This window comes from Streptomyces apricus (genome assembly GCF_008369065.1).
Taxonomy (GTDB): Bacteria; Actinomycetota; Actinomycetes; order Streptomycetales; family Streptomycetaceae; genus Streptomyces; species Streptomyces apricus.
Window position 1 is genome coordinate 47,530 of sequence record NZ_VDFC01000003.1, and the last position, 13,833, is coordinate 61,362.

Below are 13,833 nucleotides of genomic sequence, written 5' to 3' on the forward strand. Positions count from 1 at the left end.
AGGAGCCGACGGCGGGGCGGTGACGGACCCTGCGCGGATCGCCGCGCTGCGGGACACCGGCCTGTCGGCGCGGGCGGACGCGGGAATGGACCGGTTCGCCCGGCTGGTGGCGGAGCTGCTGGACGTTCCGGTGGCGCTGGTGTCGCTGGTCGACTCCGGCGAGCAGTTCTTCCCCGGCATGGTCGGCCTGGACGACCCGTGGGCGTCGGCCCGGCAGACCCCGCTGACGCACTCGCTGTGCCGGCACGTGGTCGCCGACAGCGCACCGCTGGTCGTCAGCGACGCGCGGGCCGACACCCGCACCCGTGAAAGCCTGGCGATCCCGGAACTGAACGTGATCGGCTATGCGGGGATGCCGCTGACCGACACCGACGGACACGTCCTGGGGTCGCTGTGCGCGATCGACAACCGGCCGCGGCAGTGGAGCGCGCGCGAATTGCGCGTACTGGAGGACCTGGCGGCCGCGTGCTCCGCGGACCTTCAGCTGCGGGTGGCCTCCCTGCAGCGTGAACAGGCCCGGGAGCGGGCCGCCGAACTGTCGCGCCGCCTGGAGACGGCGCTGGAGCGCTCGCAGCTGCTGCTGCGCTCCGCGGACGCCCTGGCCGACACCACCGGCCTGGCCGAGGTCCGGCAGCAGATCAGGAACGTCATCACCGGCGACCTCAAACCCACCTACGTAGGACTGGTCCTGGCCGAAGAGCGCGGCCGGATGCGCCGACTGATCGACACCGCCGGCACGGCACCCATGGAAAAGAGCTACGAGCGGTACGGACTCGACGACGCCTGGCCCACCGCACGCGCAGCCAGGGAGAACCGGACCATCACCGTCGACAGCCCGGCCCAGCTCGAACGCGACTACGCCCCCGAGGCGGTGGAGGCATTCACCAGCCTGGGACTGTCCAGCGCGGTGTGCGTTCCGCTGCCGGGCACGGTGATCCCGCTGGGCACCCTCGTGCTGGGGTGGGACCGCCCGCACGAGATCGACATCATGGAACAGGCGATTCTGACATCCCTGGCCGGATACACCGCCCGGGCCGTGGAACGGGCCCTGTTCGTCGACAACCGCATCAACACGGCCCGCCAGATGCAGGAGGCCCTCCTCACCGACCTGCCCACCGTGCCGGGCCTGGAACTGGCCGCGCTCTACCGGCCGGCGGCCGCGGGCGACCTGGTCGGCGGGGACTGGTACGACGCCTACCTCCTGCCGGCCACCACCCCGGCCGAAGCAGGCAAGCCCAAGGCCGCCGCCTCGGGCAGGCCGGATACGTGCCCGGCCGGCACCGCGGTGCTGTCGGTCGGGGACGTCACCGGTCACGACATGCAGGCCGCCACTTTGATGGGACAGGCCCGCAGCATGCTCCGGCAGGCCGGCCTCGACCATCTCGGCCGGGGCCCCGCCTGCGCCGTGTCCGCCTTCGAACAGGCCAACGCGCACCTTGGCATAGAGGCCAGCGGCAGTCTCGTCCACGCGCATCTGCGGCCGGGCACTTCCGCCCGCGAGGGGTGGGAGCTCACGTGGACCAACGCGGGCCACCCTCCCCCGCTGCTCGTCGGGCCCACCGGCACGGCGACCGAGCGTCTGCACGAGCACGACGCCATCTTCCATCCCGGCCTGGGCGCACCCGCGCGCACGGAACACCAACGGCACCTGTCGCCGGGCAGCCTGCTGCTCCTCTACACCGACGGCCTGGTCGAACGGCGCGGGAGCACCATCGACACGAACATCGACGCCACCGGCCGCGTACTGGCCGCCCACCGCCACGCCCCGCTGCCCGAACTGCTCACCACCCTCGCCGACACCGTCGCCGGAGCCGACGCGGACGACGACATCGCGCTGCTGGCCCTGCGCATCCCCCGCCCTCCGGACCGGTGACACCCCCTCGGATCCCCGGCCCGGGCACGGCAGATTTAAGGAAGGGCGGCGGGTGCCGGGCCGTCCTCGTGCCCAGGACGGCCCGGCCGGCCGGTCAGTGGCCGAAGGTGATCTTCTCGACCAGGGCCAAGGGGCGCCCGTACGTCAACGGCTGACCAGCGGGACCTTGATCCCGCCCTGACAGCGCCGCACGAGCAACCACCACCGCCCCCAGACCCTGGACGGTGTTCGCTTCTCCTGTCATCCGTATGCATGCCTCGGCTCGCCCCACGACGCGCTCTGCAGCAGGCTGACCGGAGGCGCGGTGGTTGCGCTCAGTGCGCTACCTGAGGAGAGCATTCATGCGCGTGGCGGTCGTCGGACAGGGGTACGTGGGGGTGACCGGGGCGGTCTCCTTTGCCCGGCAGGGCCACCAGGTGTGCGGGATCGAGCAGGATGCGGACAGGCTCCGCCCGCTGGCCCTCGGCCGGGCTCCGGTGGAGGAACCGGGGCTGCAGCAGGAGCTCGCCCTGGCTGTGGAGACCGGACGGCTGCGCTTCACCGAGAGTCTGGCCTGCGCCCACGCACGACAGCCGTTCGACGTGGTGGTGATCGCTGTCGGGACACCCCCGCAGGAGGACGGCTCCGCTGACCTGTCCCAGGTCCGCACGGTGCTCAGCGAAGTCGCCACCCTTCTGCCTGCGCTGTATGTGGTGCTGAAGTCGACCGTGCCGCCGGGCACCAGCGAGATGCTGCTCGCCGAACACCCGACGATGCGTCCGCGCTACGCCTACAACCCGGAGTTCCTCAACCAGGGCAGCGCCCTGGACGACTGGGCCGCCCCCTCCCGCATCGTGGCCGGGGTGTGCAGTGAACCGGTCATCGGCATGCTGCGCGAGCTGTACGGGCTCGTGGCCTGCCCGTGGGTGGTCACCACGCCCACGTCCGCGGAGATGGCGAAGTACGTCAGCAACACCTTCCTCGCTGTGAAGATCAGCTTCTCCAACGAGGTGGCCCGGCTGTGCACGACGCCGGAGGTGAACATCGACGACGTACTGTGCGCCGCCGGAGCCGACCCGAGGATCGGCAGCGCCTTTTTGCAGCCGGGTCTCGGCTTCGGCGATTCCTGTCTGCCCAAGGACACCGCGGCGCTGCAGCGGTGGGCCGCTGCCCGCGACATCGCCACTCCCGTGCTCGATGCCGTGATCGCCGTCAATCGCGCCCAGCCCCGCCGCGTCCTGGAGGCTCTGCGCGAGGAACTCGGGGACGAGCTGGCGCAGGCGGAGGTCGCGGTCCTCGGCGCGCGCTACGAGCCGTGGAGCGATGACATGCGTGCCGCTCCCAGCCTCAGCGTCATCCCGGAGCTTGTCACCGAGACGGCCGCCGTGCGGGTCTGGGAACCGGCCATGGACAGCGGCCGCCTTGAACAGCTCTTCCCCGGTGTACGTGCATGCCCGGATATGCGTAGCGCCCTGCGGGGTGCCCGGGCAGTCGTTGTACTCACCGAATGGCCACAGATCATCGAAGCCGACTGGGGCGGCCTGGCCACGGAACTCGCAGGCCCGGCGGTGATCGTCGATGGCAAGAACTGCCTCCAGCCGGGGCAGATGGCCGGCCTGCCCGTCACCTACCGCAGTACCGGCAACCGTGTTCCGGCCCATATCAGCGACAGTTCGACGAGCAGCGCCCCGACACCGTGAGGTGCCGGTCCGACGACACCGCACGCCCGCGGCTCGCGGCTCGCTGCGAGAAACGTTCGGATAGTCGCGGGAGAGGTGTCGCAATTCGACGAGGGGGCGGACCGTTTGCGGTACGTCGAGTTGGCCGACGGGCGGCGCCATGCGGTGACCGACGCGCAGGGAGCGACGAGCGTGGCGTGTGTGTACGTCGGCCTCCGGTAAAGGCCGTCGGCCAGGCGGTGACGACGAGCCGGCCCGAGAGACCGATGGGCTGCCGCAGGGCGTGGCGTCGTAGCCCTTCACGTGCCTTCACCCGGTGCCTCGCGTGCACCCGCCCAGTGGCTCGCGTACACCTGCCCGTGGCATCAGCGGGCGTCGAGACGAGACAGCTGACCCCTGCGCCGCGTGGGCACGCGGCGCAGGGACCCGGTGTCCGATGGTTGCGGAAGAGGCGCAAGGCCGTCCTCACCCTGGCGTCACCGGTACGTGCATCGGTACGGGTCCGGCACAGGAAGTGCCGGACCCGTACCGGGCTTCGTGCTGCTCACCAGGCGTTCAGGTGCAGGCGGGTACATCTTCCAGCCAGGCCGGGCCCTGGATGTAGATGTTGGTGACCCACGCCTTGTAGTCGGGGAGGTAGGACCAGACGTCGTTGGTGTAGCCCTCGGCGGTGACGGTTTCGGCGTGCTTCTGGCACTCGACGCGGATCGTGGTCGCGTCGGGGAAGGCGTAGACACGCCGGCTGCCGAGGGCAGCATCGGCATGGGTCCACACCCCGGTGCCCCACGTGCGGTGGACATGGCCGGTCACAGCCCCGGTGTTGACCCGCAGCGCGCCCAAGTAGTCGCCGCCCAGGCGGACATCACTGACCATGATGCGGGTGCCGGACTGCCGGGCCTCGACCATCTTGCCCGCGCCGAGGTAGATGGCGATGTGATGGATCCGGTCGGGAGGGCCGTAGGCCAGCAGGTCGCCGGGGAGCAGCGGTGCCTGGCCCTGGCCGGCGGTGAAGCGTGCGGCGGCGCGGACGCTGTAGTACTGGGTCTCCGCGCTGCCGTTGAGGATGTCGGAGCCGGCCGCCTGCGCGTATGCGTAGCGGACCAGGCCGGAGCAGTCGAAGCCTTTGCGCTCGGGGTCGTGTTCGCTCGCGGGATCGGTGGGGTCGATCTGGCCGTAGGTGGCGCCGGGTTGGGCTCCGTGGCCGCCGCCCCAGCTGTACCAGGTGCCGGCGGCGACCTGGCTGCAGGCGGCCGCCACCGCTCTGGCCGCGGCGTCGGAGGCGCCCGGCGCGAGCACGCCGCAGGTGTCGTCGGCAGCCGTGGCCGGTTGCGCGGCAGACGCCGCTGTCTTCGCGGCCGCCGCTGCGGTCCCGCTCGAAGGGCCGAGCAGGACCATGGCCGGCAGTGCCATGAAGAGGGTGAGGACGGTGATCAGTGTGCCGCGGATGCGCGTACGCATGTGGTCTCCCCCGTCGGTCGGTGGTCGGGGCTCGTCGTCCGGTGTCCTGCCAGTCCGGTGGCGATGCCTTCGCCGCAAGGCTGGTTCGGCCGTGGCGGCCGTGTCCAGACACACGAGGTAGACCGTGCGGGTGGGAAACGGGAAACCCCCGAGGAAACCCCGGCCGCCGCCGACACGTGGCATGACAGCTTCAGCCGTCGCAGGACGTGGCGGCATCGGGTCGAACGGTCGCCTCTCGTCCGCGTTTCCAGTCGGCTGCACCGCCGAGCCGGCACACGGCCGCGAGTCTGGCGTCGAGGTCGAAGTCCCACAGCCGTACCGTGCCGTCGTTGCTGGCGCTGGCCAACGTCCGGCCGTCGGGAGCGAATCCGACACCCCAGACCGCGTTGGTGTGGCCCGTGAGCGCGGCGAACAGCCGACGTCCGGGCACGTCCCACAACCGGACGGAGCGGTCGTTGCCGCTGCTGGCCAGGATGCGGCCGTCCGGGCTGAACGCGACGCCCCGCACCGATCCGGTGTGCCCGGTCAGAGTCTTCAGGAGCCGCCGGTCGGCGGTGCGCCACAGCCTCACCGTGCCGTCGTTGCCGCTGCTGGCCAGCGTACGGCCGTCCGGGCTGAACGCGACGCCCCGCACCGCGCCGGAGTGCCCCTTCAGTACTCCCAGCGGGCGTCGTCGCGCCACGTCCCACAGCCGTACCGTCAGATCGTCCCCGGCGCTGGCCAGCGTCCGGCCGTCCGCACTGAACGCGACATCGTTGGCAAAGTCTGTGTGGCCCCGCAGCGTGTCCAGCTCACGGTGGCTCCGGGTGTCCCACAGCCGGACGGTGTGGTCGGAGCCGGCCGAGGCCAGGGTGCGGCCGTCCGGGGAGAACGTCACCGCGAACACGGACCCGGTATGTCCTCGCAGGACGGCCAGTTGTCTGCGTTCCGCCACATCCCACAGACGGACGATGGCATCGGAGTCGGCCGAGGCGAGAGTGCGGCCGTCCGGGCTGAACGCGACGGCGAAGACCGAGCCCCGGTGCCCTGGGAGCACCGCCACCTGTCTGTGCCGGGCCACGTCCCACAACCGAACGGTGTGGTCCGCGTGGGCGGTGGCCAGCAGGGTCCCGTCGGGACGGTAGGCCGCCTTCCACACCTCGGTGAAGGGCCGTGCGGTCAGCACCGAGCGGTCCAGGTCCCAGACCACGGTGGACTGGTCGAACCCGGCGGTGGCCAGCAGGGAACCGGACGGGCTGACCGCCACGCCCATGACGTAGTCCGTGTGTCCGGACAGCGTTGTCGTCAGCCGGCGGCTGTCCACGTCCCACAGGCGTACGGCTCCGTCGCCGCAGGCGCTGACCACGGTGGTGCCGTCGGACGTGAACGCCACGGCGTTCACATCGTCACCGTGACCGGTGAGCGTGGCGAGCGGTTTGTGCCGGTTCACGTCCCACAGGCGTACGGTGCGGTCGGCGCCGCCGGTGGCCAGGGTGCGGCTGTCGGGACTGAACGCGGCACCCAGCACTCCGTCGGTGTGTCCGGAGAGGACGACCGGCTTACGGCGTCCGGTCAGGTCCCACAGTCGTACGGTGCCGTCGGCGCCCGCGGAGGCCAGGGTGCGGCCGTCGGGGGACCAGGAGAGCGCGTCGATGTCTCCGCTGTGACCGGTAAGGGTGTCGACCGGCCGGCTCGACAGGCCCTCCCACAGCCGGATCCGGCCATCGGCGCCCGCCGACGCCCAGCGCTTGCCGTGCGGCGCGAACACGACGTCTCCCAGCCGCCCGCGGTGCGCCCGCACTGTCGCGACGGTCCGGCGGCGCACCGTGTCCCACAACTGCACCGTGCCGTCCGTGCGGCCCGCCGCCAGCAGGTGCCCATCGGCTCCGAAGGCGACCGCCCGTACCTTGCCGGCCCCGGTGACGGTCGCGGTCCGGCGTCGGTCCGCGGTCCGCCACACCGCGACGGTGCCGTCCGAACTGGCCGTCGCCAGCCGCTTGCCCGCGGGGTCGAAGGCCACGTCGTTGACCGGTCCGCGCTGACCGGTGAGCCGGCCGGCGAAGTACTGGGCCTGCGTGCTGAGCAGCGCGCCGCGGGCCTCGGTGGTAGGCGACGTGCGGTAGGCCCGGGCGGCCATGAGCATGGACTCCTCCGGCTGTCCGGCCGCAAGGGAGGTGGAGGCCACGGCGAGAGCCTGCGAGCGGGCGATGCGCCCCTGGTCCACCGCGCCGGACCGCTGCTGCACGGCCAGGGACCGTTGCTGCACGGCCAGTACACCGGCGGTCAGGGCCAGTGCCAGTAGTCCGGTCAGCATCGCGAGCAGCCTCCGCTGCTGACGACCGTGCCGCCTGGCCTGCTCCAGCCCGCGCCGCTCCTCGGCCTCGCTCGCCGCGAGGAACCGGGTCTCCTGCGGGCTGAGTCCCGCCGCGCCGTCCACGTCCTCGGCCGCCCACAGCCGTACGGTGGCGAGCCGGCCGCCGCGGTAGAGGACCGAGGGGTCCCGGTCCTCGCGCTCCCATTCCGCGGCGGCTTCGGCGATCTGCTGCTGGACCAGCATCCCGGCGCGGCCCGTCTCGATCCATTGCCGCAGCCGCGGCCAGGCGTGCAACAGCGCCTCGTGCGTGATCTCGACGGAGTCGCTGTCCAGGGTGATCAGCCGCGCGCGAACGAACGCGTCCAGTGCCCTGGCGGCGTCCTCCCCCTCGGCCGACTGCTCCAGCAGCGCCGAGCGGTCCACCCGCCGCCTCGTCTGTCCGCCGTTCTCGTCGACATGCACCAGCCGCACCAGCATGCGGCGGATCATCTTCTGTTCGCCCGGATAGAGCCGCGCGAACACGTCCTCCGCGGTCCGGGCGACGGCTCCGCGGATGCCGCCGGTGCGCTCGTAGCCGGCAAGCGTGAGGGTCCGGCCCTCACGCTGCTGCCAGGTGGCGAGCAGAGCGTGGGAGAGGAGGGGGAGCGCGCCGCGCGGGGCCGGCGAGGAGTCGGCCGGGCCGGTGCCAGGTTCGGTCAACGGGCCCAGGTCGCGCAGGATGAGCTGGACCAGGCCGTTCTCCATCGTGAGGCCGGCGCGCTCCGCCGGGCGCGTGATCGCGGTGCGCAACTCCCCCACCGTCATCGGGCCCAGGACGAACAGTCCGTCACCGAAGGCCGCGGCCAGCTCCGGATGTTCGAGGCACCGGCCGCAGAAGTCGGCTCGTACGCCCAGGACCACGACGGCCGCGGGCGGCGGCTCCTGCTCGGTGGAGCGCCGTCCGATCGTGCCGGCGGCCGCTGACAGGGACAGCACGCGGATGAACGTGCGCCGCTCCGACTCGTCGGCGCACAGGGTGAAGACCTCTTCGAACTGGTCCACCAGCAGGACCAGGCGGTTGCGCGGCCCCCGGTCGCCGTCCGCCGCCGGCGGCCCGTCGGTGAGCGAGTCCACGGCTCGGAACAGGAGGTGCGGATCGCGGGCCAGGTCGTCGGTGGTGATGCCGAGATCGGTACCGAGGACTTTGGACACGCAGTCCAGCAGTTCCTGCAGCGGGTGGGCGGTGGGCGTCAGCACGACCACCGCCCACTGGGCGGAACCGGCCATGGGCAGGGATCCGCCGCGCAGTAAGGGCACCAAGCCGGCGTTGAGGAGCGAGGACTTCCCGGAGCCCGAGGGTGCGACCAGCATGAGCGGCCCGAGGTCGACGCGTTCGAAGACGCGGTCCAGCAGGGCCGCGCTCGTCCGTTCCCTGCCGAAGAACCACTCCGTGTCCTGTGCGGTGAACGCCGACAGTCCTCGGTAGGGGCTTTGTTCGCCCACTCCCCCCGTGGCACGCCGCCCAGGACCGTCTTCGGACGCCGCATGCGGTAACAGCCGCAGGAGTTCCCCTGCGGTGGACAGCACGTCGTCACACCGGCGCGCCACGTCCTCCGTGGGCGGTTTCGCGCCGTTCTCGATCTTGCTCAGATAGCCCTTGGTGTAGTGCACCTGACGCGCCAGCGCCTCCAGGGACAGTCCCCGTTCGTGGCGCAGTTGCCGCAGCCGCACGGCGAAATCGGCCGCATGCGTCTCCGGTCCCCCGACTGCGAAAGCGCTTCCCACCCTGTCCGGTCGCTCGTCCACGCCACCCCCATGGCCGTCCGTGCTGAGCCGCCGGCCCGCTCAAGACCGACGAATCCATCACGGTACCGTCCGGCACTGACAGACCACGGGTAGCAGTAGGACGTATCCCGAACGTGTCGCACGGGGAGGCGCGACACCTGGCCCGGCAGGAATCGACGGGGGTTCGGGGCCGCAGGTATCGGCCGCAGGGAAGACCGGACGGGGTACGCGGCGGGCGCACGGGCGGAGGAAGCAGGCGGGAAATCAGCCGCCGGAGGCGCGGATCGCCCGGTCCGCCTCGGCCAGCTGGTCGCGCTTGTGCGCGGCCAGCCGTTCGACCCGGTCGCCGCCGGCCTTCAGGATCTGCTTCTGGTAGGCGGCGTCGACGGCATACCAGACACCGACCACATTGGTGCGCCGCTTGCACTCCACGTCGGCCTTCGCCACGGCCTTCTCCCGCTCGGAGACGCGACTGCCGCTGAACTCCTTGTCGTTGATGGCCTGCCAGGGATCCCGGTAGTGGTGACCCTTCTCGCTCATGCACGCCGCCCATGAGCGGAACGCCCGCTTCACCCGTGCGTCCTTCGCCGCCTTCAGCACGCTGTCGCTGTTGATGCGCCGCACGGTCTCCGCTTCGCCGAACTGCCCCTTCCCGCCGAGGGAGCGCTGTGCCTCGCCCATGCAGCCTCCGTCCGGCACAGGTGCGCCCCGGTAGGTCAGGGGTTCGTGGCTACGTGCCTGGGCACTGCCGGGCGCCGGACCGGCCAGGACCGTCAGCTGGGCCTCGCTCAGCCGGGGCGGGGTCGGTGGCGCGGCCCTCATGGCGGCGGGAACGTGGTACCCGCTGGTACGCGCCAGTCGCGCGTCGGCGAGGCCGTAGCGTCGCTCGGTGCGCGAACGGATCACCGGCGCCCGCTTCCCGTCGGACGGCCGGTAGTCGATGCCGTAGCGTTTCATGCACGCTGCGGCCAGGAGGTGCTGCGCCCGGTTCAGCCGGGCCCACTCCGCGTCGCTGAACTGGTAGCGCTCCAGAGGCAGTCGAAGCTCCGCCGGATCGAGTACCGTCGGCGTCGTCTCGACGACGGGGCGCCGCGCGGCCCCGTCACCGTCCGCCGCGGATGCGGAGCAGCCGACAGCGCACGCCATCAGCACAGCAGCCGCGGCGAGCGTCCTCGCGGTCATAACCATCCCCCAACTCACGTGTCCCGTACTCGTCTGTGCGCTGCCCTCGCACCCCGCGAAGGCAGTGGACCTAGGGGCCCGTCCGATACGGACGAGCCCCTGCGGCCGCAAAGTGCGCTGATCACCCCCAGTTGAACGACGCGTTGTCGTTCCATGCCTTCACGAGGTTGATCCAGCTGTACGCCGGCACGTCGTCGCGGGGACCGCTGAAGTTCTCGTTGTAGTACACGTGGCCCAGCAGGCTCCAGCGGTTGTACGCCGACGCCGAGTTGTTCTTCACCCGCTCGCCCTTGCCGGAGCCCGCGGACAGGAAGACGTCGCTGCCGAAGTCACTGGTGGAGTAGAAGTAGTCGTGGAAGGAGCCGGTGAGGTTGCCGCCCCAGTACATGCACATCTCGTCCACCTCGCAGACGCCGTTGTGTCCCGCCGCCTGGGCGGAGCCAGACGTCGCGACGGTTCCGGCCAGGGTGGCCGCCACAACGGCTCCCGCCGCGGCGATCTTCTTGAAACGCACTGTCGTCTCCCCGTGATCGATGATGGTGCCTGGTCTGTCGAACCCCTCCAATGTCGTGCCGCCCCTCGGCACCGGGCGACCCGTTTCCCGTTGACCGTGCCGTTCCGGGCAGGGAAACCGGCTCTCACCAGTCCTTGTCGACGAGGCGGTCAACCCGATCGCGGCGCGGAGCCCGCTCGACCATCACAGGCGGGTGCTTGCGAGCCCCCTCACCGCCATCGACGGCGGCTCGTACGGGACCGCGAGCCGCTCGTGCGACCGAACCGGGGGCTTTCCGTGGTGGCTTGATTCGTTGAAGACGCTCGCGCTCGTCCGCCTCGCGCTGTCGCCCCTGCTGGAGCAGCTCCGGTCGACGGTCCGGGGCAGGGCGTCCAATTGCTCCTGGGTGGGTTCGGTGATCCGGACCCGAGGTGACCCCAGCGGAGTTGTTTCTACGGACCCTGGGTGCGTAGGCGCTGCCGCCGTGTCGGCCGACTCATCATCCGAAGTCGCCTTGCATTCAGGGGTGTTGGTCGGCTTCGGCGCGATACGGGCAGCCCAGCCGATGAACGCCTCGCTGGAGGCGATAGGCACACCCGTCGTCACGCATCGGATGGGTGTGACCGGGCGCGACACTTGGTTTTGGGCGCGGTAGTTGGCCACTGAGCGCGGTAGCCGGAGCGACAGCCGCCGGCTCCGACACCTCCGGCCKCCCGCGGCACGAGGGCGCCGAAATCGAGCCAAAGGGGCTCCCGCCCCTGGCGTCACCCTCGCCACGGACGATAATTGAACCGTCAACCAAATGGTCTGCCCGGTGATGGCCCCGGCGACCTGGCCATCCCTCGTGCTCGACCCACAGCAGAGGACAGAGGAGAACTCACATGAGCTTCCCGCTCGTGCGCAACCCTGGCGAAGGCACCCTCTACCCCTATTACGACACCGTCCAGGAGCAGGTCGTGTCGACCTCCGAGACGCAAGGAGTGGCCACCGTCCTGCGGCTGACCATGCGCCCGTCGGACGCGCCGCCCCTGCACAGCCACAGCCGGGAGGACGAAAGCTGGGTGATCCTGTCCGGCCGCGTCCGGTTCTGGGTCGGATCGGCCTCACTCGACGAGTGCGACGTCCATGACGCCGGGCCGGGCGCCTATGTCTTCGGCCCCCGCCTGGTCCCCCACACCTTCCAGCCGATCACCTCGACGGCCGAGGTGTTGCAGATCAACAACCCCGGGGCCGTCGAAGGCTACTTCCGGTCGATCGGCTCCGCCGACACGCGTCACGACACGGACCATGCCGATCTGCTGGCCCAGTACGGCATAACACTCCTGGACGGCCCACCGAAAGCCTGAGGCCGTTCTCACCCAGGCCACCCCCCGGGTCACCCATTGCGCTCAGCCACAACGGAGAGTTGTTGTGACTGTGCATTCAAGTTGGCGCTCGAACACCACAGTTGGCACCGTGAGCGTGATACCTGGCAGACACCCACGGCCGAGAGAGCGGGGGCGCGTGGCGCTGTGCTTCGAATCGGTGGTGGACTTCGGCGACGACATCGAAGCGGCCCGGGCGGCCGCGCGCAGTGCGCCATTGCCTTATACGCTTCAGGCCGGCGCCTTTCGGATCCCCCTGCATCGGCCGATGCTGTCGACTGCGGGACCGTCCGCGCTGGTCTCCATTGGGCCCAGCACCGACTGGAGCCAGGTGCGGCGCCCGATGGCTGTGACCGCCGCCCTCCCAGGAGAGCCCGCCCGTGCAGACGACCGCCCTCACTCCCTACGCTCACCTCCCACGAGCTCACCACGACCGCCACGTCCTGACCAGTACCGTCGACGTGTTCGGTGTCGCCCACTGGCTGCTCGCCGAACACACCCCGCAGCCCGGCGGCGCTGCCCGGGTCTTCGACGCCCTGGTCGTGTCCGTCCATCCGGACGGCGCCATCGGACTCACCGAGCTGCGCGCCGTCCGGGCCCGCCGGCCGCATCTGGACCACCTGCCCGACGGCGGATTCGTCGTTGCTGCGTCTCGCGCCCGTCGGTACGAGGACGGGAACCAGGTCCAGCTCTTCGACGGACTCGGCCAGGAGACCTCGTCCTTCTCCGTCGGAGACGCCATCAAGCACCTGCTCGTGGACGAGGCCGGCCTCATCTGGGTCGGGCACTTCGACGAGAATCCGTCCGGAATCCGCCGCTGGAGCCCCACAGGCCACCCCCTGTGGGTGTCCGACAGTGCCGACATCCCCGGTCTCTTCGACTGCTACGCCCTGAACGTGTCGGGCACCACCGCCTGGGCCTGCACCTACACGGACTTCCCGCTCGCCGAGATACGCCCCGACCGACGCGAACAGCCCGTGAGGGTCTGGACGAACCGGATACGGGGCGCCAAGGCAGTAGCTGTTCACGGAGATCAGGTGGCCTTTTACGGCGGCTACGGCGAGGAGCAGGACCGTCTCGCTCACGGCAGGCTCACCGATTCATCGGTCGAGCCAACGGACATCGGCCTGCTCACTCTCCCTGATGGCACCGCCCCGGGCCGCCGACGGGTCGTCGGCCGAGGAAGCAGGATCTATGTCCAGGCCGAGCCGTTCACCGCGTGGGGCATACTCGACCTCAGCAGCTGATACCCGGCACTGGCGGGGCGCATCAGCGAGGGCCAGATGGTCTTCGACCGGTTGACGGATCGGTTTCAGCTCGTGGTCCCCGTGCCGGCTCAGGGTGCGGCCGGATCCCGTCACGACGGCGTTGCCGGACGGTGGGCGGGATGGGACGAGGACCGTGTTGCGTCGTCCGGCTGCTCGTGGGGCCGCAGAGGCAGGACCAGGGTGAACACCGCACCGCCCTGTGCGGTGTTGGCCGCGGTCAGGGTGCCTGCGTGCAGGCGGGCGTTCTCCGCGGCGATGGCCAGACCCAGTCCGCTGCCCTCGCTGCGGGTGCGGGCCGCGTCGGCCTTGGTGAAGCGGTCGAAGACGTGCTCCACCAGGTCGGGGGGAATGCCGGGCCCGTCGTCCGCGACGGTGACGGTGAGGGTGTCGGCGTCCGTCCGCACACGCATCCGCACCCGGACGTCAGGCCCGCCGTGACGCAGGGCGTTGCCGACGAGGTTGGCCAGCACGATGTCGATG

The 13,833-nt window shown here is 70.9% G+C and carries 9 protein-coding genes; 4 read left to right on the forward strand and 5 right to left on the reverse strand.

Going from position 1 to position 13,833, the window contains the following annotated elements; all coding sequences use genetic code 11:
* Positions 1-19 precede the first annotated feature (19 nt).
* Positions 20-1,873 carry a GAF domain-containing SpoIIE family protein phosphatase gene (locus FGF04_RS00630; protein ID WP_149509186.1) on the forward strand — a complete coding sequence of 618 codons (1,854 nt, stop codon included), beginning with the start codon at positions 20-22 and terminating at the stop codon, positions 1,871-1,873.
* A gap of 341 nt (positions 1,874-2,214) precedes the next feature.
* The gene (locus tag FGF04_RS00635) at positions 2,215-3,552 is read left to right on the forward strand and encodes a UDP-glucose dehydrogenase family protein (RefSeq protein WP_149509187.1); all 1,338 of its coding nucleotides are present in this window, start codon (positions 2,215-2,217) and stop codon (positions 3,550-3,552) included.
* 534 nt (positions 3,553-4,086) lie between these two features.
* On the opposite strand, the gene FGF04_RS00640 is transcribed toward FGF04_RS00635, so the two are convergent.
* From FGF04_RS00640 to FGF04_RS00655, 4 genes are all read right to left on the reverse strand, one after another.
* Positions 4,087-4,989 carry a C40 family peptidase gene (locus FGF04_RS00640; RefSeq protein WP_235882111.1) on the reverse strand — a complete coding sequence of 301 codons (903 nt, stop codon included), beginning with the start codon at positions 4,987-4,989 and terminating at the stop codon, positions 4,087-4,089.
* A 190-nt stretch (positions 4,990-5,179) separates the two neighbouring features.
* Positions 5,180-8,992, reverse strand: coding sequence for an nSTAND1 domain-containing NTPase (locus FGF04_RS00645; protein ID WP_235882112.1), 3,813 nt, complete (start codon positions 8,990-8,992; stop codon positions 5,180-5,182).
* Between the two features lie 318 nt (positions 8,993-9,310).
* Positions 9,311-10,228, reverse strand: coding sequence for a hypothetical protein (locus FGF04_RS00650; RefSeq protein WP_149509189.1), 918 nt, complete (start codon positions 10,226-10,228; stop codon positions 9,311-9,313).
* Between the two features lie 121 nt (positions 10,229-10,349).
* Positions 10,350-10,742 carry a peptidase inhibitor family I36 protein gene (locus FGF04_RS00655; protein WP_149509190.1) on the reverse strand — a complete coding sequence of 131 codons (393 nt, stop codon included), beginning with the start codon at positions 10,740-10,742 and terminating at the stop codon, positions 10,350-10,352.
* An 860-nt stretch (positions 10,743-11,602) separates the two neighbouring features.
* Here FGF04_RS00655 and FGF04_RS00660 point away from each other — a divergent pair.
* Positions 11,603-12,067 carry a cupin domain-containing protein gene (locus FGF04_RS00660; RefSeq protein ID WP_149509191.1) on the forward strand — a complete coding sequence of 155 codons (465 nt, stop codon included), beginning with the start codon at positions 11,603-11,605 and terminating at the stop codon, positions 12,065-12,067.
* Between the two features lie 398 nt (positions 12,068-12,465).
* Positions 12,466-13,332: a hypothetical protein gene (locus FGF04_RS00665; protein ID WP_149509192.1), complete on the forward strand. Its 867-nt coding sequence runs from the start codon at positions 12,466-12,468 to the stop codon at positions 13,330-13,332.
* A gap of 110 nt (positions 13,333-13,442) precedes the next feature.
* Here the strand turns inward: FGF04_RS00665 and FGF04_RS00670 are convergent.
* The coding region (locus tag FGF04_RS00670; protein ID WP_149509193.1) for a sensor histidine kinase at positions 13,443-13,833 on the reverse strand (391 nt) is incomplete at its 5' end.